Origin of the sequence: Pseudomonas sp. FW305-28 (genome assembly GCF_017351395.1) — a bacterium.
Taxonomy (GTDB): Bacteria; Pseudomonadota; Gammaproteobacteria; order Pseudomonadales; family Pseudomonadaceae; genus Aquipseudomonas; species Aquipseudomonas fluorescens_AA.
The window spans coordinates 1-24229 of record NZ_JACNDD010000106.1 but is presented as its reverse complement, the minus strand read 5'-3'; the positions used below and the strand labels follow the sequence as shown (position 1 = coordinate 24229).

At 63.9% G+C, this 24229-nt stretch carries 20 protein-coding genes; 12 read left to right on the top strand and 8 right to left on the bottom strand.

Going from position 1 to position 24229, the window contains the following annotated elements; genetic code table 11:
• Window positions 1-455 precede the first annotated feature (455 nt).
• The 3 genes from nirB to J4E53_RS21825 all read left to right on the top strand — a co-directional run bounded on the left by nirB (window position 456) and on the right by J4E53_RS21825 (window position 4024).
• Window positions 456-3017: a nitrite reductase large subunit NirB gene (gene nirB, locus J4E53_RS21835; RefSeq protein ID WP_103311282.1), complete on the top strand. Its 2562-nt coding sequence runs from the start codon at window positions 456-458 to the stop codon at window positions 3015-3017.
• Entirely contained in the window at window positions 3017-3403 is a 387-nt protein-coding gene (gene nirD / locus J4E53_RS21830; RefSeq protein WP_103311280.1) for a nitrite reductase small subunit NirD, read from the top strand. Before nirB ends, nirD begins: the two co-directional genes overlap by 1 nt.
• Window positions 3404-3583: 180 nt before the next feature.
• A complete protein-coding gene (locus tag J4E53_RS21825; protein ID WP_003202071.1) occupies window positions 3584-4024 on the top strand; it encodes a CBS domain-containing protein in 441 nt (146 codons plus the stop codon).
• A 9-nt stretch (window positions 4025-4033) separates the two neighbouring features.
• Here J4E53_RS21825 and J4E53_RS21820 read toward each other — a convergent pair whose 3' ends face one another.
• Both J4E53_RS21820 and J4E53_RS21815 read right to left on the bottom strand, forming a co-directional pair.
• Entirely contained in the window at window positions 4034-5071 is a 1038-nt protein-coding gene (locus tag J4E53_RS21820; protein ID WP_103311279.1) for an AraC family transcriptional regulator, read from the bottom strand.
• Window positions 5068-5982 carry a GGDEF domain-containing protein gene (locus J4E53_RS21815; RefSeq protein WP_103311277.1) on the bottom strand — a complete coding sequence of 305 codons (915 nt, stop codon included), beginning with the start codon at window positions 5980-5982 and terminating at the stop codon, window positions 5068-5070. The genes J4E53_RS21820 and J4E53_RS21815 overlap by 4 nt, the downstream gene beginning before the upstream one ends.
• Window positions 5983-6470: 488 nt before the next feature.
• Here J4E53_RS21815 and J4E53_RS21810 point away from each other — a divergent pair, with 488 nt between their 5' ends.
• The 5 genes from J4E53_RS21810 (at window position 6471) to J4E53_RS21790 (ending at window position 13165) form a co-directional block, all read left to right on the top strand.
• Window positions 6471-8999: a TonB-dependent receptor gene (locus J4E53_RS21810; RefSeq protein WP_103310464.1), complete on the top strand. Its 2529-nt coding sequence runs from the start codon at window positions 6471-6473 to the stop codon at window positions 8997-8999.
• 205 nt (window positions 9000-9204) lie between these two features.
• Window positions 9205-11121 (top strand): phytase, encoded by a 1917-nt coding sequence (locus tag J4E53_RS21805; RefSeq protein WP_103310478.1) that lies wholly within the window; start codon window positions 9205-9207, stop codon window positions 11119-11121.
• Between the two features lie 64 nt (window positions 11122-11185).
• A complete protein-coding gene (tolQ, locus tag J4E53_RS21800) occupies window positions 11186-11890 on the top strand; it encodes a protein TolQ (protein WP_103310465.1) in 705 nt (234 codons plus the stop codon).
• A 13-nt stretch (window positions 11891-11903) separates the two neighbouring features.
• The gene (gene tolR / locus J4E53_RS21795) at window positions 11904-12350 is read left to right on the top strand and encodes a protein TolR (protein ID WP_103310467.1); all 447 of its coding nucleotides are present in this window, start codon (window positions 11904-11906) and stop codon (window positions 12348-12350) included.
• Entirely contained in the window at window positions 12347-13165 is an 819-nt protein-coding gene (locus tag J4E53_RS21790) for an energy transducer TonB (RefSeq protein WP_103310468.1), read from the top strand. The genes tolR and J4E53_RS21790 overlap by 4 nt, the downstream gene beginning before the upstream one ends.
• A gap of 150 nt (window positions 13166-13315) precedes the next feature.
• Here the strand turns inward: J4E53_RS21790 and J4E53_RS21785 are convergent, their stop codons facing one another.
• The 5 genes from J4E53_RS21785 to J4E53_RS21765 are packed head-to-tail and all read right to left on the bottom strand — an operon-like array spanning window position 13316 to window position 18864.
• A complete protein-coding gene (locus tag J4E53_RS21785) occupies window positions 13316-14209 on the bottom strand; it encodes a helix-turn-helix domain-containing protein (protein ID WP_103310471.1) in 894 nt (297 codons plus the stop codon).
• A gap of 32 nt (window positions 14210-14241) precedes the next feature.
• Complete coding sequence (locus tag J4E53_RS21780; protein WP_060742277.1) at window positions 14242-14709, bottom strand: response regulator; 468 nt, start codon at window positions 14707-14709, stop codon at window positions 14242-14244.
• The gene (locus J4E53_RS21775; protein ID WP_060743209.1) at window positions 14706-17018 is read right to left on the bottom strand and encodes an ATP-binding protein; all 2313 of its coding nucleotides are present in this window, start codon (window positions 17016-17018) and stop codon (window positions 14706-14708) included. Before J4E53_RS21775 ends, J4E53_RS21780 begins: the two co-directional genes overlap by 4 nt.
• Window positions 17015-17683, bottom strand: a complete 669-nt coding sequence (locus J4E53_RS21770; protein ID WP_060742278.1) for a response regulator transcription factor — start codon at window positions 17681-17683, stop codon at window positions 17015-17017. The genes J4E53_RS21775 and J4E53_RS21770 overlap by 4 nt, the downstream gene beginning before the upstream one ends.
• Complete coding sequence (locus J4E53_RS21765) at window positions 17680-18864, bottom strand: sensor histidine kinase (RefSeq protein WP_103310473.1); 1185 nt, start codon at window positions 18862-18864, stop codon at window positions 17680-17682. Before J4E53_RS21765 ends, J4E53_RS21770 begins: the two co-directional genes overlap by 4 nt.
• A gap of 172 nt (window positions 18865-19036) precedes the next feature.
• On the opposite strand from J4E53_RS21765, the gene J4E53_RS21760 reads away from it, so the two are divergent.
• From J4E53_RS21760 to J4E53_RS21745, 4 genes are all read left to right on the top strand, one after another.
• Window positions 19037-19558 carry an SgcJ/EcaC family oxidoreductase gene (locus tag J4E53_RS21760; protein WP_060742280.1) on the top strand — a complete coding sequence of 174 codons (522 nt, stop codon included), beginning with the start codon at window positions 19037-19039 and terminating at the stop codon, window positions 19556-19558.
• 226 nt (window positions 19559-19784) lie between these two features.
• The gene (locus J4E53_RS21755) at window positions 19785-20294 is read left to right on the top strand and encodes a sigma-70 family RNA polymerase sigma factor (protein WP_060742281.1); all 510 of its coding nucleotides are present in this window, start codon (window positions 19785-19787) and stop codon (window positions 20292-20294) included.
• The gene (locus J4E53_RS21750; protein WP_103310474.1) at window positions 20294-21238 is read left to right on the top strand and encodes a FecR domain-containing protein; all 945 of its coding nucleotides are present in this window, start codon (window positions 20294-20296) and stop codon (window positions 21236-21238) included. The genes J4E53_RS21755 and J4E53_RS21750 overlap by 1 nt, the downstream gene beginning before the upstream one ends.
• A gap of 241 nt (window positions 21239-21479) precedes the next feature.
• Entirely contained in the window at window positions 21480-23903 is a 2424-nt protein-coding gene (locus tag J4E53_RS21745) for a TonB-dependent receptor (RefSeq protein WP_060742283.1), read from the top strand.
• A 36-nt stretch (window positions 23904-23939) separates the two neighbouring features.
• Here J4E53_RS21745 and J4E53_RS21740 read toward each other — a convergent pair.
• The coding region (locus tag J4E53_RS21740; protein WP_207268187.1) for a hypothetical protein at window positions 23940-24229 on the bottom strand (290 nt) is incomplete at its 5' end.

Sequence of the window (24229 nt, the reverse complement as noted above, 5' to 3'; positions counted from 1 at the left end):
TGGGAGCGAGCTTGCTCGCGATGACGGTCCTACGGTGAACGACTGCACTTTTATGAAGCCGCAGGCGGGGTGATCGCACCATCGCAAGGCAGTTGGCGGTGCCTGCGAAACGGCGCAGGAGGCTGGTCAGCTTGCGGTGACTGAGCCGGCGGTTTCGCGGCCAGGCCCGCTCCCACAGGGGATCGTCGGCGAATTCGAGGTTGTGAATCCATTGCGGATGAGGTTTGGCACGCTCGCTGCAAGAGGCTATTCAGGCCCACCGTGAACACAGTCGAGTGGGCAGCCCCGTCGGTCAACGAAGATCGAGCGCCAGCAGGCCGGGGGACAACGGTAGGTCAGGGCGCAGTCGCCGGGCCGATACCGCACAGAACAGGCAAAGACGCCTGGAACCGCAAGGTTTCAGGCGTCTTTTTTTTGCTTTCAAAATCGTGATGGGCTTTTGTCGGGTGCTTTTTATGAATTCCAACGTTGCTTCTCTGAACAAGCTGCAAACGCTGATCGTGATCGGCAATGGCATGGTCGGCCATCACTGCGTCGAGCAACTGATCGAACGCGGTGCCCTCAATCATTACCACGTGCATGTGTTCAGCGAAGAGCCGATGCGTGCCTACGACCGCGTGCACCTGTCCGAATACTTCTCCGGGCGTGATGCCGAGTCCCTGGCCCTGGGCGAAGCGTCGTTGTACCAGACCCCTGGCGTCACGTTGCACTTGGGCGTACCCGTGCTGGAAATCGACCGCCAGGCGCGCCAGGTCGTCACTGCCCGGGAGCGCCTCAGCTACGACAAGCTGGTGCTCGCCACCGGTTCCTACCCGTTCGTGCCTCCGATCCAGGGCGCCGAGGGTGACTCTTGCCTGGTCTACCGCACCCTCGAAGACCTGGATGCGATCCGCGCCGCTGCCAGCAATGCCCGCCGCGGCGTGGTGGTCGGTGGCGGCCTGCTGGGCCTGGAAGCGGCCAACGCCCTCAAGACCCTGGGCCTGGAAGCCCATGTGGTGGAATTCGCGCCACGGCTGATGCCAGTACAGTTGGACACTCAGGGCGGCTTGGCCCTCAAGGCGCGCATTGAAAGCCTGGGCGTCGGCGTGCACCTGTCCAAGGGCACCCAGTCCATCAGCGCCGGCGAGCAGTACCGTTATCGGATGAATTTCGGCGACGACGATTTCCTGGAAACCGACCTCATCGTGTTTTCCGCCGGTATTCGCGCCCAGGATGCCCTGGCACGCCAGAGCGACCTGCAGATCGGCCCGCGCGGCGGCGTGGTGATCGACGATCATTGCCAGAGCAGCGATCCGGACATCTACGCCATCGGCGAATGCGCAGCCTGGAACGGCAGCATTTTCGGCCTGGTCGCCCCGGGCTACCAGATGGCCCGCAACGTCGCGGCCCGGCTGTGCGGCGAAAGCGCTGAAGCCTTCACCGGCGCCGACATGTCCACCAAGCTCAAGTTGCTGGGCGTGGACGTCGGCTCCATCGGTGATGCCCATGGCAACACTCCAGGTTCGCGCAGCTTCCAGTTCATCGACGAAACCAGCGCCAGCTACCGGCGGCTGGTGGTGGACGCCACCGGCAAGCGCGTGATCGGCGCGGTGCTGGTGGGGGACAACAGCTACTACGACACCTTGCTGCAATACATGCAGAACGGCATCGCCTTGCCCAAGGATGCCGCCAGCCTGATCCTGCCATCGTCCGAAGGCGCCCCGACCCTGGGCCCGGCGGCGTTGCCCGAAACCGCGACGATTTGCTCGTGCCACAACGTCACCAAGGGCTCGATCTGCTCGGCCATCGACGGCGGCTGTACCGATCTCGGCCAGCTCAAATGCGACACCAAGGCCGGTACCGGTTGCGGTGGTTGCGCGGCCCTGGTCAAGCAAGTGTTCGAGCACGAATTGATTGCCCGCGGCGTCAGCGTCGACAAGAGCCTGTGCGAACACTTCGCCTACACCCGCCAGGAGTTGTATGCGCTGGTGCGCGTTGAAGGCATCATCAGTTTCGAAGAACTGCTGGCCAAGCACGGTCGTGGTCACACCGGCTGCGACCTGTGCAAGCCGGCGGTGGGCTCGATCCTGGCGTCGTGCTGGAACCAGCCGATCATGGACCCATCCCTGGTGGCGCTGCAGGACACCAACGACACCTTCATGGCGAACATGCAGAAAAACGGCACCTACTCGGTGGTGCCGCGCATCGCCGGTGGGGAAATCACCGCCGACAAACTCATCGCCATCGGCGTGGTCGCGAAGAAATACGACCTCTACACCAAGATCACCGGCGGCCAGCGCATCGACCTGTTCGGCGCCCAGTTGCACCAGTTGCCGGACATCTGGGCCGAGCTGATCGAAGCCGGTTTCGAAACCGGCCATGCCTACGGCAAATCCACCCGTACGGTGAAATCCTGCGTGGGCAGTACCTGGTGCCGCTACGGCGTGCAGGACAGTGTGCAGATGGCTCTGACCATCGAAGATCGCTACAAAGGCCTGCGCTCGCCGCACAAGCTCAAGTTTGCGGTGTCCGGTTGCACCCGCGAGTGCGCCGAGGCCCAGAGCAAGGACGTCGGCGTGATCGCCACCGAGAAGGGCTGGAACCTCTACGTGGCTGGTAACGGCGGCATGCGTCCCCGTCACGCCGAGCTGTTCGCCACGGACTTGGATGATGCCACGCTGATCCGCTACATCGACCGTTTCCTGATGTTCTACATCCGCACCGCCGACAAACTGCAACGGACCTCGGTCTGGCGCGAAAGCCTGGAAGGCGGCCTGGACTACCTCAAGGACGTGATTATCCACGACAGCCTGGGCCTGGGCGCCGAGCTTGAAGCCCAGATGCAACTGGTGGTCGACCGCTACGAATGCGAATGGGCCAACGCCTTGAAGGACCCGGACAAACTCAAGCGTTTCCGCACCTTCGTCAACGACAAGCGCGGCGATCCGGACGTTCACTTCGTCCGCGAGCGCGGCCAGCGTCGACCGGTTCACGCCCATGAACTCCACCTGATTCCCGTTACCGAGGAGGTGCTCTGATGAGCCAGTCAAACGTCGTTCGTATTCCCGCCCGCGATGTCGCCCAGGAGCCCTTGCAGTGGCGCGCCCTGTGCAGCCGCGCCGACCTGGTGCCCAACTCCGGCGTGGTCGCCTGGCACGACGGCAGCCAAGTGGCGTTGCTCTATCTGCCGGAACATGAGGACAGGCCGCTGTACGCCATCGACAACCGCGACCCCAAGTCTGGTGCGAACGTCATCGGCCGCGGTTTGCTGGGCAGCATCAAGGGTGACCTGGTGATTGCCTCGCCGATGTACAAGCAGCATTTTCGCCTGGAAGACGGCCATTGCCTGGAGTACCCGGAACAAAGCCTGCGGGTGTGGCCGGTGCGCTTGAATGGCGATGTGGTGGAGATTGGCGAAGACTGATCCGTGAGTTGAAAGCTGAATGAAAACCTGTGGGAGCGAGCTTGCTCGCGATGGTGGTGCATCAGTCGACAAGCCTGCTGCTGACCCAACGCTATCGCGAGCAAGCTCGCTCCCACAGGGGATGTTTTAACTGACAGCATGATGTTCGAACATGCCTTTGGCTGAATGTGGGGATGAACAATGAAAACCGCTGCCCAACTGGTGAGACTCAAGAGTGTGCAGAACCAGCAGGTCCACAGCATCGCGCCGGAGCAGACGGTGCTCGAAGCGCTGCAGATCATGGCCGAAAAAAATGTTGGCGCGCTGCCGGTGATCGAGGACGGCCAGGTGGTAGGCGTGTTCAGCGAGCGGGACTACGCGCGCAAGATGGTGCTCAAGGGGCGGTCGTCGGTGGGTACGACGGTGCGCACCATCATGAGCGCCCCGGTGGTCACCGCCGACAGCCAGCAGAGCATCGACCGCTGCATGGAAGTCATGACCGACAGCCACTTGCGGCACTTGCCGGTGCTGGATAACGGGCAGTTGATCGGCCTGCTGTCCATTGGCGACCTGGTGAAAGAGGCGATTGTCGAGCAGGCGGACCTGATCCGGCAGTTGGAACACTACATTCGCGGGCACTGAGCCCACCGTTCAGCCCAGCATCAGCAACTGCCGGATCAGATTCGGCGTGCTGCCGGTCCAGCGCTTGAACGAGCGACGGAAGTTCGCCGTATCGTTGAAGCGCAAGTACTGCGCCACTTCCTCGTTACTGAACCCCTTGACCTGATACAGATACAAAGCCACGTGGGTGTGCACCCGGTCGACCTGTTGCTGGAACCCGGTGTGGTGCTTGTGCAACTTGCGCTTGAGGGTCGCCGGGCTCATGGCGAAGGCCTGGGCGGTTTGTTCCAGGCTTGGCGTCTGCTGCACATGGGCGTGCAGGTAGTCGTAGAGGCAATCCAGGAAGCTTGACGCGAAGCCCAGTTGGTTGAGCTGGTCCAGGGCTTCGACCCGTGCCACCTGGCCGGCGGTGGCCGACACGTTGGGCCAGGGCTGGGCGAGGCAGTGGCGGGGCAGGCGCATCAGGTCCAGGGGGCGGTCGAATTGTGTGTGCTCGCCCAGGTGTACCCAATACTGCTCGACGTAGCGCGGCTCGCTGTGGCGAAAACTGCACTGCCAGGGCAGGCGTTCACCGCTGAGCCAGGCGCTCATCGCCACCATCGAGGTCATGCTCGCCTCCAGCACGAAGCGCCATTGTTCCCCGGCACCGCAGCTGTCCAGCCAATGGACATAGGCGTAGTGCTCGTCCAGCAACAGGCGCGGGGCTGCCAACGGGCTGAGCAGCGCCTGCTGGTCGATCAGGCTTTGCAGGGCCTGATGCAGATTCTGTGCGTGGCGCAAGGCGTGGCTCGCGGGTCCGTAGTGGCCGGGCAACAGCCGCTGGCCAAACAGGAAGCTGCTGTCGCTGGCATCCAGCAGGCGCCGGCTGTTGTCGATCAGGCCGAGGAATTGCTGCGGGCTGATGCGGCTCTGTCCGGCGAGGATATCGTCATGGAACAATCCGGTGCCGCGCAGGAGGCGATGGCTGTCGATGTCCCGCGACAACGCCAGGTCGATCAGCGCGGCAGGCTGATAGTGCCCCGGAATGAAGCGGCTGTCGGTTTCGTACCAGCAGGTCTTGAGCGTCATGCGCTTTTCGCCAGCGTGGTCCGGGACTGGGCCAGTGCCAGGTTCAGGCGTTTGAGCAAAGCGTCGGGGGCTTCGTCGAACGCCATCACCACCGCCGTGCTGGCGGCCAGTTGCAAGCGCTCGCCGTGTTGCCGGGTCTTGTGGGCCAGGCTGCGCACCGCGATTTCCAGTTCCAGGGCCAGGCGCCGGGCCTGGCTCTCGCCGGTGTCCGGCAGCAGCACCACGAAGCGATCGCCGGCCAGGCGGCACAGCAGGTCCTGGCGACGCAGGTTCAAGACCAGCAACTGACTGATCGCTTGCAGCACCGCATCGCCTTCGCCGTGGCCGAAGCGTTGGTTGATGGCGGTGAAGTTGTCCAGATCCAGGGCCAGCAACGACAGTGGCTGCTGGCGGCGCCGAGTGTCTTCCAGGCTGGCGGACAGTTCGTGCTTGAGAAAGTCGGCGCCCCCCAACGGCGTGAGCTTGTCGAACAGGCGGTGCTCACGGAACAGTCGCTCGCGCTTCTCCATTTGCCCGTTGATCGCCAGCTGTTCGCGGTGCCAGTGATAGATGCCGAGGGTCAGCAGGATCATGCCCACCGGCATGGGCCCGGATTCGAGCCAGTGATCCCAAGTGATGCTGTCGGGCAAGCGGATGAATTCGTCGAGGCTGTCGATCCACCAGGAAAAGAAGATGCAGCCCAGGCCCAGGACCAGGTAGTTGGTCACCCGCCCGGCCGGGCGGCTTTTCAATACCAGCCCCAGCCAGACCAGCGCCAGCAACGCCGAGCCACCTTCGCCGAGAATATCCAGCCAGACCCATTCGGCAATGGGTTTGAGTTCGCCGCTGGCCAAATGCAGGATCAGCCCGAGGTTGGCCCCCAGCAGAAGCAGGGCGAGTTTGAAGCGATGCGGGCGAAGCACGGAGAACATGGCCGAAGTCCTTTGCCAGAAGCGGAATGCGGCCCAGCACAGCAGATGGATGTGACAGTGCGGTGACGGCGGGTAACGGGGTGGGGGAGGTCGAATCAGCTCATCGGTCATCCGGTTTTTTTGCGACAACACTGCCCCTGTGGCGAGGGAGCTTGCTCCCGCTCGACTCTGTAGGAGCTGGCGAAGCCTGCGATCTTTTGATTTTTCGCTTGAGATTCAAGTGATTGGGGAAAGATCGCAGCCTCGTTGCACTCGACAGCTCCTACGGGCGCGCCCCAGCGGGAGCAAGCCCCCTCGCCACGGAGTTTCCGAGCGTGGTTCCAGCAGGTCATTTCAGCTCATTCCGGCTCGCCAACCCCGCTAAATCAGCCGATTGCAGCCCCTCCAGCCAACCCCTGTCACAGAACCGTCATTCCCCACCCCTAGCGTGCCCTCCCAGTTGCCGGGCCACTGCCTGGCGGATTTCCGGATTCCTGGGGAGGATCACCATGTACCACCGCACAAGCACCGCCGGGCTCGTCGGTTTCACCTTCACCGCGTTGGCGATGGCCATTGCCAGCGAACGACTGAGTGCCGCCGAGCAAGCGGCCGGCGCCACTGAACACGTTGAAGTGGTCGGCCAGGCGGCGAGTATCGACCAGGCCCTCAAGGAGCAGCGCAGCGCCGACAGCATCAAGAGCGTGGTGCACGCCGACGGCGTGGCGCAGTTGCCGGATGAAAACGTCGCCGAAGCGGTGCAGCGCCTGCCCGGTGTCAGCGTCGAGCGCGACCAGGGCGAAGGCCGGTTTGTCAGCGTGCGAGGCCTGGGGCCGGACCTCAACAGCGTGACCATCAACGGCACCCTGGTGCCGGCTCCGGAAAGCGAGCGTCGCGCCGTTGCCTTGGATGTGTTGCCCTCGGAACTGGTGCAATCGTTGTCGGTGATCAAGACCCTGACGCCGGACATGGACGCCAACTCCCTGGGCGGCACGGTGGATGTGAAAAGCCTCTCGGCCTTCGACCACAAGGGGCTGTTCTACACCGGCAGCAGCGAAGCCAGCTATGACAAGAACACCAGCCAGACCAGCCCGAAATTCTCCGGCGCCATCAGCGACCGTTTCAGCCTTGGCGATGGTATCGACAACTTTGGCGTGGCCGCGGCGCTGAGCTGGCAGAAGCGCGACTTCGGTTCGGACAACGTCGAAACCGGCGGTGCCTGGGACTTCGCGCAGGGCTCACGCCTCGAAGAGTTCGAACAGCGCGACTACGACATCCGCCGCGAGCGGGCCGGTGGCGGCTTGAACTTCGACTACAAGCCCGATGACTTCAGCAGCTATTACCTGCGCACGCTGTACAGCCGCTACAAGGACAGCGAAACCCGCAACGCCGCCAGCATCGCCTTTGAAGACCCGCAAGCCGCCGGTCAACTGGGGGACGCCGAGGGCGAGCGCAAGCTCAAGCAACGTGAAGAAACCCAGGAAATCCAATCCTACGTACTCGGTGGCGAGCGCCTGTTCGGTCTCTGGACCCTGAGTGGCCAGGGCGGCTACAGCCAATCCAGTGAAGACAGTCCCGGTCATATTGCCGGGGCTACCTTCGAAGGCATCGATGGTTTCAACGGTGGTTTCTACGACAACGACAAGCCGCGGCCGATCATCGGCTCGGGGTTCTACGATCCGGCCAGCTTCAGCCTCGACAAGGTGGACTGGGAAGCGCAGAAGACCACCGACACCGAGAAGAACCTGCGCCTGGACCTGGCCCGGGACTATGACTTCAGCGGCTATGCGTCCCAAGTCAAATTCGGTGGCAAAGTCAGCCGGCGGGACAAGGACAACGACCTGGACGCCTGGGTCTACGAGGATTTCGACGACCTGGGTTTCACCGACGAGCAGCTGAACCTCGGGCGGTTCCAGAAAGGCACCGTGGACTACCGTCTCGGTCGCTTCGGCCCGGGCATCAGCGCCGATGCCATCAAGCAGTTGCTGGGCGGCCTGAACCGCGACGAGTTTTTCGACGAGCAAGAGTCACGAGTCAACGACTTCAAGATGAGCGAGGACATCAATGCCGCGTACCTGATGAACACCGTCGACATCGATGACTGGCGCTTCATCGCGGGCATGCGCTACGAAGGTACCGAATTCGAAGCCAAGGGCAGCGGCGCGACTGACGGGGTCTTCACCGATACCGAGACCCGTCGCAAGTATCACCACTGGTTGCCGGGCCTGCACGCGCGCTACCAATTGGACAAGAACACCCAGGTGCGTGCGGCCTGGACCAAGTCCGTGGTGCGTCCAACCTTCGGGCAATTGGCGCCAGGTTTTGTCATCGACGATGACGAGGCCACTTTCGGCAACCCGGAGCTCAAGCCGCTGGAATCGAGCAACCTGGACCTGGGGATCGAGCATTTCATGGGCCACGCCGGCACGGTCTCGGCCTTCGTGTTCTACAAGGACATCAAGCATTTCGTCTACAACACCGACCTGGCCGGTACGGGCGCCTGGACCGATTTCTCAGAAGCCCACAGCTACGCCAACGGCGACAGCGCCAAGCTGTACGGCCTGGAGTTGGCCTACTCGCAAAAATTCGACTGGCTGCCGGCCCCCTGGAACGGGCTGCTGTTGGGGGCCAACACCACCTTCAGCCGTTCGGACGCCGAGATCGAAGGTTTCGACCAGGCCAGCGGTACCCAGCGCAAGCGCAGCATCGACCTGCCGAACCAGTCGGACACGGTCGGCAACCTGATGCTGGGTTGGGAAAACGACAAGCTGAGCCTGCGGCTGTCGGCCAACTACAAGTCAGCGTACCTGTTCGAACTGGCGTCCATCGGCGACCGCGACCATGACCTGCACGTAGACGCCCAGACCTTCGTCGATTTCAGCGCGCGTTACTCGCTGACCAAGAACCTGCAAGTCAGCCTCGAGGCCCAGAACCTCACCGACGAGTCGTATTTCGTCTACACCGGCCACCGTTCCTATAACGGCCAGTACGAAGAGTACGGCCCGACGTACAAGCTGGGGCTGACCTTTACCCATTTCTGATTCGCGAACCTGATCACTTGTGGCAAGAGGATTTGGCTGTGGGAGCAAAGCTTGCTCGCGATGCAGGCGCCCCGGTTCCCGGGAGACCCGCGTTGTCTTCGTCGCGAGCAAGCTTTGCTCCCACAGATGAATTCCCTGGCAATAGAAGTGAGCAACAAGCCCGTTTGAGTCTGACTGAACGACAAGGATTTTTCCGTTGAACAAGATGTTTTCCTTACCCAAGCGCTGCCTACTGGCGATGGCGCTCAGCCTGGCATCAGCCGCCGCCCTGGCAGCTGCTTCAGCGCCCAAGCTAAAACTGCAACCCTGGCCTCAAGCCCAGGCGCTGTCTCTCAACGCCTTGGCATTCCTGCCTGGCGCTGCAACCACCGAACGACTGGCCAGTGCCCGCGAGGGCCTGTTCTTGCTCGATGGCCAAGGGCGCGAGCTGACGCGCCTGAAAGGTGCCTTCGAGGGCCTCGACAGTCGGCTCTTGGGCGCCAACGTGCTGGTCGCCAGCCTCGACAGCGAGCGCCAGCAAGCCATGGTCGTCAGCCTAGACCCACAAAACCATCAGTGGGGCACGCCGCTGTACCTGCCCACGCGAGACTTCCCGGTAAACGGCCTGTGCCTGTACCGCGACGAGGCGAGCAACCTGTTTGTGTTCCTGGTGGGGGAAGAGGGCAAGGGCGAGCAATGGCTGGTGGGCGCCGGCGAACGGTTGGGCGCGACCGCCCAACGGGTGCGTGGCTTGCCACTGCCGCCGGACGCCAAGACCTGCCAAGTGCAGGACGCCAGCCAGCAATTGTTCGTCAACGAAGAACGGATCGGCTGGTGGGCCTACCCGGCATCCTCCGAGGCTGAGACCGTGCGGGTGCCGGTGGCGATGCGTGCACCGTTCGGCGACATCCAGCAGGCGGCCGGCGCCTTGGCGGTATTGCCCGGTGGCGTATTGGGCCTCGATCCAGAGGCTGTGCAATTGCACCTGTATCAACAGGACGGCAAAGGCTGGACACCCCGCGCCACGCTGTCGCTGCCGGGCCTGAAGGAACCGGAAAGCCTGGCGGCACGCCGGACGAAAACCGGTATCGAGGTGCTGCTGCGCGACGATGACGACGGGCGCCTGTATCAGGGAGAACTCAACTGGCAACCCACGCCCATGCCCTTGCCGCCGGTACTGCCCACGGTGGCTGCCATCGCCCAGAGCGAGCCGGTGGCCCGCCAGGGCGATGCCGCGGATGACCCGGCGATCTGGGTGCATCCGACCACGCCGGGCTTGAGCCGGGTGTTGGGCACCAACAAAAAGCAAGGCCTGCTGGCCTACGACCTGCAAGGAAAGTTGCTGCAGGAGCTGCCGGTCGGGCGCCTGAACAACGTCGATGTGCGGGCGAACTTCAAGCTGGGCACGCAAACCGTCGATCTGGCGGTGGCCAGCAACCGTGATCGCAACAGCTTGAGCCTGTTCAGTATCGACCGCGCCAGTGGCGAGTTGCGCGAAGCGGGGGAGATTGCGACGTCATTGAAGGACATCTACGGCATCTGCCTGTTCCAGCCCGCCGAAGGTGAGCTGTACGCCTTCGCCAACGGCAAGGACGGGCGCTTTGCGCAGTACCGCCTGAGCGCGCCGGACGGCGTGGTGCACGGCCAGTTGGTGCGCCAGTTCAGCGTCGACAGCCAGCCCGAAGGCTGCGTGGCCGATGAGCAGCGCCAGCGCTTGTTTCTCGGTGAGGAGGATGTGGGGGTCTGGGCGATGGATGCCCGGGCCGACCAGCCGGCGACCTTGAGCAGTGTGATCAAGGTTGGCCCGTCGTTGCACGCTGACGTCGAGGGCATGGCCTTGTACCAGGCCAAGGGTCGCGACTACCTGGTGATCTCCAGCCAAGGCAACGACAGCTACCTGGTGCTCGATGCCGAGCCTCCGTTCGCCGTGCGGGGCGCGTTCCGGGTCGGCCTGAATGCGGCTGCGGGCATTGATGGTGCGTCGGAGACCGACGGCCTGGAAGTGACCTCGGTGAACCTCGGCGGGCCCTGGAGCCAGGGCATGTTGGTGGTCCAGGACGGCCGCAAGCGCATGCCCGAACAGACCCAGAACTTCAAGTTCGTGCCCTGGGCCGACGTGGCGAAAGCCCTGCGTCTGCCTTGAGCGGCACTGTCATCAACCGGTCACGAACATTTCATCGAATAGCAGCCAGACAGGAGTTCTACCCATGCAAGCCACTTTGGAACACATGACAATCTGGGGCCTGATCAGTGACGCAAGTCTGCTGGTCAAGGCGGTCATGCTCACCTTGCTGCTGGCCTCGCTATTGAGCTGGTACCTGATCATCCAGCGCAGTGCCGTGCTGCAACGCAACGAGCGTCAGCTCAACGCTTTCATGCAACGTTTTCGCAGCACCCAGGACCTGTTGCCCCTGTACCGGGAACACGCACAGATACGTGAGGACGAGGGCGTCACGCCGATTTTCCAGGCAGGCTTGCTGGCCTTCACTCAGCTTAACCAGCCCTCCTGTACGCCCGAGGTGGTGCTCGAAGGCGTCGAGCGTTCGCTGCAGGTAGCGATCAGCGAACAGGAAGTGCACTTGGAGAAAGGTTTGCAGTTTCTCGCGACCGTCGGTTCGGTCAGCCCTTACATCGGCTTGTTCGGCACGGTCTGGGGGATCATGAATGCTTTCCTCGGCCTGTCCCAGGTGCAACAGGCCAGCCTTTCCACCGTGGCGCCAGGCATTGCGGAAGCGCTGATCGCCACGGCCATCGGCTTGTTCGCGGCGATCCCGGCGGTGATTGCCTATAACCGTTTTGCCGCCCGCGGCCAGACCCTGCTGACCCGTTACTACGGGTTTGGCAACGAACTGCAGGCGCGTCTGCACCGCAAGCTGCACGGCGCCCCGGTGAACCTGGCCTCGGCCGCTTGAAAGGAGAGGACAGATGCTCGTCAAGCCCCAACGCAAGCACGGTCCCAAGGCCGAGATGAACGTGGTGCCATACATCGACGTGATGTTGGTGCTGCTGGTGATTTTCATGGTCACCGCGCCGATGCTGACCCAGGGTGTAAAGATCGAACTGCCCAAGGTCGCGAGCGAAGCGCTGGTCACCGACAGTCGCCAGCAAATCCTTACTCTGTCGGTAAAGGCCGAAGGCGGTTACTACTGGAACCTGGGCGGTGAGCTGGACACCCGTCACCAGACCGACAGCGCCGTGGACCTGGAGCAGATGCGCGCCAAGGTGGCGCAGGTCGTGGCTGAGCGCAGCGACACCCAGGTGTACATCCGAGCCGATGATCATGCCGATTACGGCCGGGTCGTCGCGGCCATGGCCGCCCTGCAGCAGGGCGGCGTGAGTAACCTGGGGCTGGTGACCGAGGCGCCGCAATGACGGCGATGATCATGCACAGTCCCGCCTTGAGCGTACCCGCGTCGAGCCATCACGGTTTTTGGAGAAACAGCCTGGCGGCGGGACTGGCCGTGGCTCTGCACGCCGCAATAGCTGCGCTGTTGGTGTTGGGCTGGAACGTGGACAAGCCCGCCGCCGAAACGCCGCGGGTGTTGCGTACGCAACTGGTGATGCTGCCGGCCGCACCGGTGCCCGAGGCGCCTGCACCGGCGCCTGTCATCCCTGTTGTACCACCCGTGGCCGAACCCGCACCGCCCGCGCAAGCGCCACTTCCTGTCCCCACCAAGCCGCTTGTCGACCCGCGAGCCGCGGCGCAGAAGCTGGAACAGGCGGCGCTGGCCCGCAAACGGGTCGAGGAGCAAAAACGCGAGCAACAGGTGCAACAGCAGCAGCGTGAACGCCTGGAAAGTGAGCGGCTCAGGCAAGACGCCGAGCAGCAAGCAGCCGAACAACAGCGCCAGGCCCGGCAGGCGCAAGCACTCGCCGAGCAACGCCACGCCGAGCAGGCGCGCCAGGTCGCCACCGACAGCCGCAGCTATCAGCCCCTGAGCAAGCAAGCGCCGGACTATCCGCAACGGGCCCTGGACAAGGGCTTGGAGGGCGATTGCACCGTGGAGTACAGCGTGATGCCGGACGGGCGGATCGACACTCCCAAGGTGCTCGACGGCTGCCACCCGCTGTTCATCCGCCCGTCCCTCGCCGCCGCCCAGACGTTCCGTTATCAGCCGCGAATCATCGATGGCAAGGCGGTGACGGTGCCGGCGGTGCGCAATACCTTTCATTACCGGATCAAATGAATACAGGCCTGGCAGCAAATACCTGTGGGAGCGAGCTGGCTCGCGATAGCGGTGGAGCCGTTGCCATCAGTGTTGACGGGGCTGACGCCATCGCGAGCAAGCTCGCTCCCACAGGGGGTGTGTGCGGCCACATTGTGGCGCCATCGGCTTTTACTTGCGGTAATGACTCGGCGCCACGCCCACTTCGCGACGGAATACCTGGGAGAAATGACTGGCGCTGCCATAGCCGACCTCCAGGCCGATATCGATGACGCTGCGCTCGGTTTCGATCAGCAGTTGCCGGGCCCGGGCCATTCTCAGTTGGATGAAGTACTGCGAGGGCGAACGCCCGGTGGCGCGCTTGAACAGGCGGCTGAAGTGGTATTCGCTCAGGCCGATGGCCCGGGCCAGGTCACCGAGGTTGAAGGGGTCGGCCAGGTGTTGTTCCATTAACTGGATCACCCGCTTGAGCTTGAAGGCGGGCAGGGCGTTGCGGCCGGACATATCCTCGGCCCCGGCATCCACATAATGCCGCGCCAGGTGCACCGCCACGCATTGCGCCACGCCCTGGACCAGCAAGGCACTGGTTTCACCGCGTCGGGTCAGCTCCACTCGGATCTGTTCCAGCAAGGCCGAGAGCACTTCATCCCGCCCGCCTGAGACTTCCCGCAGTTGGATCGCGCCGCCGCCCGCTTCGGCGATGGCGCGCTCCAGCAACGCCAGGCCCAAATACACATGCATGACCACGAACGGCTCAGGGCTGGTCACTTGCCAGCGCATTTCATAAGGCACAGGGGAGGTGGTCAGGAAAAAATCCCCGCGGCCCACCGTGTTCGCTTCCCACGGCTCATGAGCGGTGCGCTCCTCGACAATGGCTTGCCCGGACAACACCCAGACCAGCAACGGCTCGGCCACCGCTGGCACGACGATGTGGGCTTCGCAACGCTCACGGACAAAGATCTCCACCAGGATCTCCTTGCTCGATACGCCGTCGGAGGTGGCCAGGCGTTCGCCGCGAATGTGCCCTTGCAGGCCGTTTGCCGATGTTCGTTCGGTGACTTCCATGCTTTGATGGCCTCGATGAAACGGCCGCCGGACTAGACCGGGTCGGCGGCGGGACGGTGCTGGCGCAACAGTTCGATCTGCTGGGACGGGATCAACTCGCGCAACGATTTATAGAGTGCCCGGGTTTCCAGCAGGTTCCAGATGCGCAGCATCGTTTCCAGGGCATCCAGGGGTTTGCTGATGAAGTCCCGGGCGCCGAGGGCCAGGGCCCGCAGGCGGGTGTCACGGGTCGCGTCGGCGGTCAGGACCAGGATCGGCAAGTAGTCGTTGGCCGGGATGCGCCGGTTCAGTTGTTCCAGCACGGCAAAACCGTCGAATGCCGGCATGTGCAGGTCGAGGATGACCAGGTCCGGCTCGAAGCTGTTGAACAGGTCGAGCGTACGCAAGGGCTCGGTGCTGCTCAGTACATTGTGCAGCCCTTCGCGGGCCAGCAGTTGCTCCATCAGGTCCAGGTTGGGGCGCTGATCGTCGACGATCAGAATGCGCAAGTCGCGATTCATGCGGGCTCCGGTAGATAGTGCTCGAGGTGGCCGAGAAAGGCCTGGATATGGATAGGTTTGGTCAGGATCGCCGTGGCCCCGGCGTCGCGCAGGGCGCGATGGGTCAGGTCGCTGGCATCGGCAGTGATCATCAGTACCGGCGTGGCCGCAGTGGCCGGGGATTGGCGCAGGCGTCGCAAGACTTCCAGGCCTTCCAGGTCCGGCAAGGTGACGTCCAGCAGGATCAGTTGCGGCGAGTGCTGGCGGGCGAGGTCCAGGCCCATCTGGCCTTGCATGCTCGATAACAGCTGGATGCCGGGACGGCGCTGCATCAGGGTCTCGATCAGCGCGAGGCTCGACAGGTTGTCTTCAATGCAGAGGATTTTGCCGTGGTAATCCACGGGGGTGCGCGTCACGGCCAGGGCGGCAATGGGCGGCAAGTGCGTGCCGACCACCTGGGTGGCGGGCAGTTGCAGGGTAAAACAGCACCCGTGCCCGGGCTCACTGTGGACCTGCAGATTGCCCTGCATCATCTCCAGCAGGTTCTTGCTCAACGACAAGCCAAGGCCGGTGCCTTCGACCTGCGGATCGGCGCCCAGGCGTTCGAAGGGCTTGAACAGCTGGCCCAGTTGTTCAGGGGCGATGCCATGGCCGGTATCGTGGACGGCGATGCTCACCTGGTGGGCCTGGACGCTCACCTCGATGCGCACCTCGCCGCCGGGCCGGTTGTACTTGATGGCGTTGGACAACAGGTTGAGCAGTACCTGCACCAGGCGTTGGCGGTCGGCAAGCACACCACTGTCGTCGGGCAGTGCAGGCAGGTCGATCAAGTGGATCCCGGCGTCGGCGGCCATGGGTGAAACCAGCGTCAAGGCTTCGTGCAGCACCGTCGCCAGGGGGATCGGCTCGATGTTCAGGGGCAGGCGCCCGGCCTCGATCCGGGCGATGTCCAACACCTCGTTGATCAATGCCAGCAAGTGCTGGCCGGCCCGCAGGATGTGGCTGACCTGGGGGCGCTGGCCGGCGGTGGAGTCCATGTCCAGCAGTTGAGCGAAACCCAGGATGGCGTTCAGTGGCGTGCGCAGTTCGTGGCTCATGCGCGAAAGGAATTCGCTCTTGGCCCGGCTGGCGCTTTCCGCTTCTTCGCGGGCGGTGCGCAGGGCGATTTCGGCGGCGCGCCGGTCGGTGATGTCGCGGGTGATCTTGGAGAAGCCGCGCAAGGCGCCCGTGCCATCGTACTGGGCAGTGATGACCACGCTGGCCCAGAAACGGCTGCCGTCCTTGCGACAACGCCAGCCTTCTTCCATGTAGTGGCCGTCGCGGGTGGCTTCGCGCAGGGCCATGTCCGGGTGCGCCGGGCATTCCTCGGGCAAGTAGAACAGGGAGAAGTGCTGGCCTAGGATTTCCTGCTCGGTGTAGCCCTTGATCCGCTGCGCGCCGGCATTCCAGGTGGTGACGTAGCCCTGGGCATCCAGCGCGAAGATCCCGTAGTCCTTCACCCCGTCGATGATCAGCCGCAAGCGCTCCTCGTTATCGCGCAAGGCCCGCTCGCGTTCGGCGAGTAACTGCCCGGCCTCTACCAGCCGCGTGCCGAGCTGGCCGATTTCGTCCTGCTCTGGCGGTTGCGGCAACAACGGTTGGCCCAAGGCCAGGCGCTGGGCGTTGCCTTGCACCTGCTGGACCCGGGCGACGATGCCTTTGGATAGAAACAGCACCGCGACAATGGCCCCGAGCAAGCCGCACACCGCCGCCAGCAACGTGGCGAACAGCAGGCGCATGCGCGTGGCCGAGGCGGCGGCACTGCGCTCGGCGAGCAGGCCATCCTCGCGTATGCGCATCGCGCTGATCTGCTCGCGCAGCACATCCAGCACCTGCTTGTTTTCGATCAGGATCGCGGTGATGGCCTCGGGGTCGTCACGCTTGCCGTTGCGCAAGGCGAGCAAACCGTCGAGTTTGTCGGCGATCAGCGGGGTGATGGTCTTGAGGTGCTCGCGCATCCTGGCATCGCGAATGTTGTGGTCCAGGCGCTGCAACGCCGCACGGATCAGCGGCGTGGCTTGTTCGTAGCTGGGCAGGAAATCTTCGCGCCGGGTCAGCAGGTAACCGCGCACGCTGGCCGCCGCTTCGGCCAGCAAGGTATGGACCGTCTGGATATCACCCTGGACGAGCAGCACCCGGCGCACATCCTCCTCGGCCCGTGCGGTCTGCCGTTCGGTGATGTAGATCAGCACCAGCGACAGCAGCAGGACCACCAGGGGCAGGGAAATCACCACCAGGGCCTTGCCTCGCAACGGCAGGTCGGCCCAGCGGCGGGCGGCGAGAAACCTCATGGCCATTGCCCGGCGGGTTGCGCCACCAGCCCCAGGGCCACGCCGCGCACGGCGGCCTGGGTCCGGTCGGCGGCACCCAGTTTGCCGATGACGCGCTCGACGTGGGCCTTGGCCGTGCCGGGTGCGATGCCCAGCTTTTCACCGATTTCACGATTGCTGAAGCCGCCGGCCACCAACCCCAATACCTGGCGCTCACGGGCGGTCAAGGCCTGGACCTGAGGGGCGCCACTGGCACCGCGCTCGGCCATGCGGCGCAGCAGGCGCGCGCTGACTGAACTGTTCAGCGCCTCGTCGCCCTGGGCGACCCGTTTGAGGGCGTCGAGCACCTCATCGCGGCTGGCATCCTTGAGCAGGTAGCCGACCGCGCCCGCACCGATGGCGGCTTCGAGGTGGTCGGGGCTGTCATCCATGGTGAAGATCACCACTTTGATCCCGGGCTGGCGCTGCTGCAGGATCCGCGCCGCGCCCAGGCCGTTGAGGACGGGCATGCGGATGTCGAGAATCGCGATGTCCGGCTGTAGCCGCTCGCACAGGTCGAGGGCCTCCTGGCCGTCGCGGGCCTGGCCGACGACCTCGAACCCCGGGCTGTCGGCGAGCATGCTGATAAACCCGGTGCGAGTGACTTCGTGGTCATCGGCCAGCAGCAGGCGCAAAGGACGGTTCATGGCTGTACTCCAGCGGTGGGTAGCGGCACGCTGGCCAGCAGGCGAGTGCCGCCGCCGGGTTGGCTGCAACAGGCCAGGTGGCCACCGAGCAGGTTGGCGCGTTCCTGCATGGCGGCCAGCCCCAGGTGGCAACTGCCGTTGGTCTCGATGGGCTGCTCCAGGGCAAAGCCACGGCCATCGTCCTCTACCCGCAGGCTGGCGTGGCCATCTTCCACCGCCAGCCCCAGGCCCACATGACGGGCCTGGGCGTGCTTGAGAATGTTGTTGATGCCTTCCTGGGCAATGCGAAACAGGGCGATCTCAGTGTTGCCCGGCAGGCGCGCGCTGCTGTGTTCGGCCCAGCTCACCGTCAGGCCCGCGTCACGCAGGCGGTCGGCCTCCTTGTCGACGGCTTTGTACAGGCCGAAATCATCCAGTACGTGGGGGCGCAGGCCACCGATCAGTTGCCGGCCCTCGCCGACGCAGCCTTGGGCCAGGTCGAGGATGGCCTGCAACTCGCTCGCCAGCGCCGGCGCCAGCGACGGGCAACGACCGGCGAAGCCCTGCAAGCGCTGGTGCAAACCGGCCAGGTTCTGCGCCAGACCGTCGTGCAGGTCGTAGGCCACGCGCTTGCGTTCGTCTTCCTGGGCGCTGAACAAGCGGTGGACCAGTTCGGACATGGTCCGCTCGCGGGCCTGTAGCGCTTCGACCAGGCGGCTGTTCTCCAGGTGCGCCGCCAACAGCGTCGCCAGCAATTGCAGCGACTCGATGTCTTCGTTGTCCGGCGCGCCGAGGGCGACGCTGTTGCCCAGCAACAACGCCCCGAACGTCACGCCATCGGAGGTGCGCAGTGGAATGCGCAAGACCTGGGGCAGGGCGCTGCCGGGGGATTCCAGCCAATTCGGGCCGGGCGTTTGCGGCTGGGCCAGGTTGGCGAGGAAGTCGACCCGTTCCGCGCTCCCGTGGCTGGCGAGGGTGCGCAGCGTGTGGTCCGGCGCCCATTCCAGCAGCAGGCCGTGATCCATCGCCATGAAGGCGCATGCCCGTTGCAGCGCACGCTGACGCATGGCCGGCAGTGGCAACTGCGTCAGCTCGTGGCCGGTGCCCAGCAGCAGCCCCAGGCGCGCGGCACGGCTTTGCGATTGGCGATACTGGCTGCGGATGGCCAGGGCACTGCCGGGATCATGGGGCGGGCTTTGCATGGGGAGCTCCAGCATGGAAAAAGATCGGGCGGTTCGCGGTGACGCCATTAGACCGTGTCACCGGCACCGGGCCTATCTGCCAAATGGCATAGGCAATTGGCACCGGTTGGCCGATGGCGAGAGCCGGGAAGGTCGGCAAAGTGGGCTCATTGAAACCCAAAGGAGCTTTCCGATGAAAATGAAAACCTGTGCCATCGCTGCTTTTTTCCTGCTGAGCGCGCCGCTTGTCCAGGCTGTCGAGGTCACACCCTATGTGTATCGCACAGTGGCCGAGCAGCCCAAGAACGTGAATGACCGGGAAATCGCTGCCCTGTTCGATCGTTGGAACGCCGCGCTGCAAACCGGTAGCGCCACCGCCGTGACCGGCCTCTATGCCCCGGATGCGATTTTGCAACCGACCGTCTCCAACAAGGTGCGCAACACGCCGGCGCAGATCCAGGACTACTTCGAGCATTTCCTGGCCGCCAAGCCGGTCGGACAAATCAACTACCGGGAAATCCGTCACCTGGGGCCCGACGCGGCGATGGACAGTGGTGTCTATACCTTCACACTCACCCAGGCCGATGGTTCCAAGCGTGAGGTCCAGGCGCGCTACACCTTCCTCTATGAGCGCCTCGATGGCCAGTGGAAGATCATCAACCACCACTCTTCGGCCATGCCGGAAGTGCCGAAGACCTTGCACGCCAGTCACTGATCGCACTGCGTGCAAAGACCTGACTGTGGGAGCGAGCTTGCTCGCGATGGCGACCACCCAGCGCCATGGAAGCAAGCTGACCCACCGCTATCGCGAGCAAGCTCGCTCCCACAGGGGAGGGGGCTTGCATCCCGTTTCTAGACTCACTTTGCATAAACAACTTGGATTCCCGCGCGAACATTAATTAGAATCAGTCTCATTTAAGACTTTGCGCGAGCTTCTGGACATGTGTGATGCAGTTACGCCGACGGAGCAATCCCTCCATGCGTTGTACCGTGACCACGGGAGTTGGCTGGAAGGTTGGTTGCGACGGCGCCTGGGCAATGCCTGGGATGCGGCGGACCTGCGCCAGGATACCTTCCTGCGGGTGCTGGCCAGCTCCCAGACCTTGACGGACCTGCAAGAGCCCCGGGCCTATCTGCTGACCGTCGGCAAACGCCTGTTGAGCAATTTCTATACCCGCCGCAATCTGGAACAGGCCTATCTAGACGCTTTGGCGAACCTGCCTGAAGCCTGCGCACCGTCTCCGGAACAGCGTTGGCTGCTGCTGGAAACCCTGCAAGCCCTGGACGAATTGCTGGATGGCCTGCCGCCCTTGGTGCGGCGGGCTTTTTTATGGAGCCAGCTCGAAGGCCTGGGTTATCGCGAGATCGCCGAGCGCCTGCAAGTGTCCGAGCGCACCGTGAAGCGCTACATGGCCCAGGCCTATGAGCATTGCCTGTTGGTGGACTTCTGATGCCTTCGGCGCCATCACCCGAGGCTCGTGAAGCGGCACGGGCGGCTGCCCGTTGGTTGACCCTGATGGAATTCGACGGGGATGCGTTCGACTCGGCGGCCCTGCAACGCTGGCGCGACAGTAGCGTTCACCACGAGGCGGCCTGGCAGAAGGCCCAGCGATTGCGCCAGCGTTTTGCCGGGGTGCCCGCGTCCCTGGGCATGGCAACCCTGGACCGTCCGGCGCTGGCCCGGCGTGCTGTGCTCAAGCGTGCATTGGGCGTCGCCGCGTTGGTCCCGACCGCCTGGCTGCTGGGGCGGGAGCTGCCGCTGGAGGCCTGGCGCGCTGATTTGCACACCGCCACGGGCGAGCAACGGCGCTGGTCGCTGATCGATGGCAGTGTGCTGCAACTGAATACCGACAGCGCCATCGACCTGGACCTCAAGGCCCGGCGCCTGGTGCTGCTGCGCGGTGAGATGGCCCTCAAACTCGCCGGGAGCACGCCGCTATCCGTTCAGTCACCCTATGGGCTCGTCACGATTCATCGTGGCGAAGTCTGCTTGCACTTGGGCGAGGGCGACTGCCGGGTGTCGGTGGTCAGTGGTTCGGCGTACCTGCAACCCCTGCGCGGACCCTCGCTGAGTCTGGAAGAGGGCCAGCAGGTCAACGTCCAGGCCGCAGGCGCGGGGCCGGTGCGGGCGTTCGACGTGGCACAGCTGGGCTGGCGTGACGGGGTACTGGTGGCGCAGGACCAGCCGCTGGGGCATTTCCTGCGGGAACTGAGCCGCTATCGCCCCGGCGTGCTGCGTTGGGACGAAACCCTGGAACCGCTGCGAATCACCGGCAGCTTCCGCCTGGACAACACCGATCGAATCCTCGCGCTGCTGGCGGCCAGCCTGCCGCTGGAGGTGCACATGCGCACCCGTTACTGGGTCACGTTGACACTTCGCAAAAATCTGGCCTGAGGCCTGAGGCCTAATGCCAGTCAGTTAAGGATCACACGACACAAAACCTGTGGGAGCAAAGCTTGCTCGCGATGGCGGCAGCCCCGTCAATGGCGTTGTCGACTGGCTCACCGCAATCGCGAGCAAGCTTTGCTCCCACGGGTTAGAAGCTTGACTGACTGGCATTAGGCCTGAGGCCTGTCCCCTTTTTTTGTCTCGCTTGTCATTCAAGGCAACTGAACAAAAACGAGAGCGCTTTCCAATGTCCGCAGTTGTACCTTTGCGTTTGCGCCCGGCCTTTGCCGGCCGGCGTCCGCTGTTGAACCTGAGCCTCATGTTGAGCCTGGGTGCCAGCCCATTTTTCATGTCATCAAGCCTGGCCGAAGAAGCCGCCCGGCGCAGTTATCAGGTGCCGGCCGGCAGCCTCGGCGCGGCGTTGACCCGGTTTGCCGGGTTGGCGGGGGTCAACCTGTCGGTGGATCCGGCCTTGGTGAGCGGGCGCGACAGCGCCGGGCTTTCGGGGGAGTTCGGGGTGGAAGAGGGGTTTGCCCGGCTGTTGCGGGGTTCGGGCCTGCAGTTGCAGCCGGTGGGGGAGCAGGCCTACACCCTGATGCCGGCGCCAGAAGGCGGCAGCTTGCAACTGGCGCCTACCTCGATTCTCGGCGCCACGGCGTCGACGGACAGCCCGGTGTATGCCGGCGGCCAGGTGGCGCGGCGTGGTTCGCAAGGCCTGCTGGGCTCGCGGGACTTCATGGAAACGCCGTTCAGCATGACCACCTACACCAGCCAGACGGTCAAGAACCAGCAGGCGCGCACCCTCGGCGACCTGATCGCCAGCGACCCCTCGGTCCGCACCACCAACCCGGCGGGCGGACGCTTTGAGCAGTTCACCATCCGCGGTTTCAGCCTGTTCAACAGCGATGTCGCCTACAACGGTCTCTACGGCATCCTGCCGACGTACACGATCGACATGGAGATGGCCGAACGCGTCGACATCCTCAAGGGGCCGAGCCAGCTCATCAACGGCATCTCGCCGCGGGGCAGCGTGGGGGGCGGGATCAACGTGGTGCCCAAACGCGCCACCGACAAGCCCATCACCTCGTTCACCGGCAGCTATGCCTCCAATAACCAGCTTGGCGGAGCGGTGGATGTCGGTCGGCGCTTTGGTGAAGACGACAAGTTCGGTATTCGTTTCAATGGTGTGAAGCAGGCGGGCGACACGGAATGGGATCACCAGAGCGTGGACCGCGAGATGGCGGTGCTGGGCCTGGATTTTCGCGGTGAACGCCTGCGACTCTCGACGGACATCGGCCACACCGAACGCAACACTGACGCGCCCCAGGAACGCGTGCAGGTCGGTGCCAATGCCCAGGTCCCCCACGCCAGCGACGTGCGCGACAACTACGCCCAATCGTGGAGCAAGGCGCGCACCCAGGACACCTTCGGCACGGTGAACGCTGAGTTCGATGTCAGCGATTCGGTGATGCTGTATGGCGGTGTCGGCGCGCGCAAAAGCGACCACGACTTTCTTCGGCACAACGTTTCGGTCACCAACGACGCGGGCGACTTCACTGTCCAGCCCCGTGACTTTACCCGGGAGGAAAATGTCCGGACGGCCACGGCCGGAGTGCGCAACTGGTTCCATACCGGTCCGGTGAGCCATGAGGTCAACCTGGCGGCCAGTTATTTCTACATGGACTTCGAAAATGGCGGCGCTCGTTACGCCAACGGTCGCAGCAACCTGTATGACCCGGTACAGACCCCGACGCCGAGCAACCCGACCCGGCAGGACGACAAGGTCTACACCGAGAACCGCTTCAGCGGCGTGGCCTTGTCCGACACCCTGGGGCTGTTCGAGGATCGTTTGCTGCTGACCCTCGGCGCTCGCTGGCAACGGGTGAAGGTTGATGACTGGACGAATAACGTCAAGGGTGACACCGCCTACGATGAGGAAAAGATTTCGCCATCGGGCGGGATCCTGTTCAAGGCGACTGACAAGCTGTCGCTGTATGCCAACTACATGGAAGGCCTGAGCCAGGGCAAGATCGCGCCGTCGACATCCGTGAACGAGGATGAGATTTTCCCGCCGTTCATCAGCCGCCAGGTCGAAGTGGGCGCCAAGTATGACGCTGGCCCGTTTGCCGTCACTGCCGCCGTGTTCCGAATCAAGCAGCCTGCCTATGCGACCGACGCCACGACACGTGTCTTCGGCCCGAACGGCAAGCGCGAAAACACCGGCGTGGAGTTGAGTGTGTTCGGCGAACCGCTGAAGGGAACCCGTTTGCTCGGCGGCGTGATGTTCATCGACAGTGAACTGACTGACACCACCGACGGCACCTTCGATGGCAACCGCGCACCGGCCACGCCGAAGTACAACGTCAACCTCGGCGCCGAATGGGACGTGCCAACGGTACAGGGCCTGACCCTGACCAGTCGCGGCATCTATTCCAGCTCGCAGTACCTGGACCAGTCCAACACCAAGGAAATCGATGCCTGGACGCGTTTCGACGTAGGCGCTCGCTACGCGTTCAAAGTCGATGAAAAACACATCACCCTGCGGGCCAACATCGAAAACGTGGCCGACAAGCGCTACTGGAGTTCGGCCGGCGCATCGGATGACAGTGAGCCGGGCTTGACGTTGTCGACCCCGCGCACCTACCTGCTGTCCGCAACGGTGGATTTCTAGGCCGATGTGCCGCTCCAGGGAAGGAGCGGCCCAGGTTCAGGTATCGCGAAACAGGTCGTGGGCATCCAGCAGTCGCCAGGCGATCTCGGGGCGTTTTTCCAGCCCGCGGCGGATGGCGGCGGGAATCGACTGGCGAATCTTGCGGCACAGGCCGGGCTGTTCCTGGAATTCGATGGCGATGCCGCGCATGGTCCGCACTTCGTTGTAGCCGGGCTCGACGCGTAGGCGGATCCCCAGGTTTTCATACAGGCGCTGTTGCAGGCGCTGGAGTTCGTCGAGGCTCTGGATATTCTCCAGGCGTTCGAGCAGGCGTTTTTCTTCCTGGC

Excerpts from the sequence above, each read along its gene's own strand:
- nirB (WP_103311282.1), top strand. The coding sequence starts at position 456 with ATGAATTCCAACGTTGCTTCTCTGAACAAGCTGCAAACGCTGATCGTG.
- nirD (WP_103311280.1), top strand. The coding sequence starts at position 3,017 with ATGAGCCAGTCAAACGTCGTTCGTATTCCCGCCCGCGATGTCGCCCAG.
- J4E53_RS21825 (WP_003202071.1), top strand. The coding sequence starts at position 3,584 with ATGAAAACCGCTGCCCAACTGGTGAGACTCAAGAGTGTGCAGAACCAG.
- J4E53_RS21820 (WP_103311279.1), bottom strand. The coding sequence starts at position 5,071 with ATGACGCTCAAGACCTGCTGGTACGAAACCGACAGCCGCTTCATTCCG.
- J4E53_RS21815 (WP_103311277.1), bottom strand. The coding sequence starts at position 5,982 with ATGTTCTCCGTGCTTCGCCCGCATCGCTTCAAACTCGCCCTGCTTCTG.
- J4E53_RS21810 (WP_103310464.1), top strand. The coding sequence starts at position 6,471 with ATGTACCACCGCACAAGCACCGCCGGGCTCGTCGGTTTCACCTTCACC.
- J4E53_RS21805 (WP_103310478.1), top strand. The coding sequence starts at position 9,205 with ATGTTTTCCTTACCCAAGCGCTGCCTACTGGCGATGGCGCTCAGCCTG.
- tolQ (WP_103310465.1), top strand. The coding sequence starts at position 11,186 with ATGCAAGCCACTTTGGAACACATGACAATCTGGGGCCTGATCAGTGAC.
- tolR (WP_103310467.1), top strand. The coding sequence starts at position 11,904 with ATGCTCGTCAAGCCCCAACGCAAGCACGGTCCCAAGGCCGAGATGAAC.
- J4E53_RS21790 (WP_103310468.1), top strand. The coding sequence starts at position 12,347 with ATGACGGCGATGATCATGCACAGTCCCGCCTTGAGCGTACCCGCGTCG.
- J4E53_RS21785 (WP_103310471.1), bottom strand. The coding sequence starts at position 14,209 with ATGGAAGTCACCGAACGAACATCGGCAAACGGCCTGCAAGGGCACATT.
- J4E53_RS21780 (WP_060742277.1), bottom strand. The coding sequence starts at position 14,709 with ATGAATCGCGACTTGCGCATTCTGATCGTCGACGATCAGCGCCCCAAC.
- J4E53_RS21775 (WP_060743209.1), bottom strand. The coding sequence starts at position 17,018 with ATGAGGTTTCTCGCCGCCCGCCGCTGGGCCGACCTGCCGTTGCGAGGC.
- J4E53_RS21770 (WP_060742278.1), bottom strand. The coding sequence starts at position 17,683 with ATGAACCGTCCTTTGCGCCTGCTGCTGGCCGATGACCACGAAGTCACT.
- J4E53_RS21765 (WP_103310473.1), bottom strand. The coding sequence starts at position 18,864 with ATGCAAAGCCCGCCCCATGATCCCGGCAGTGCCCTGGCCATCCGCAGC.
- J4E53_RS21760 (WP_060742280.1), top strand. The coding sequence starts at position 19,037 with ATGAAAATGAAAACCTGTGCCATCGCTGCTTTTTTCCTGCTGAGCGCG.
- J4E53_RS21755 (WP_060742281.1), top strand. The coding sequence starts at position 19,785 with ATGTGTGATGCAGTTACGCCGACGGAGCAATCCCTCCATGCGTTGTAC.
- J4E53_RS21750 (WP_103310474.1), top strand. The coding sequence starts at position 20,294 with ATGCCTTCGGCGCCATCACCCGAGGCTCGTGAAGCGGCACGGGCGGCT.
- J4E53_RS21745 (WP_060742283.1), top strand. The coding sequence starts at position 21,480 with ATGTCCGCAGTTGTACCTTTGCGTTTGCGCCCGGCCTTTGCCGGCCGG.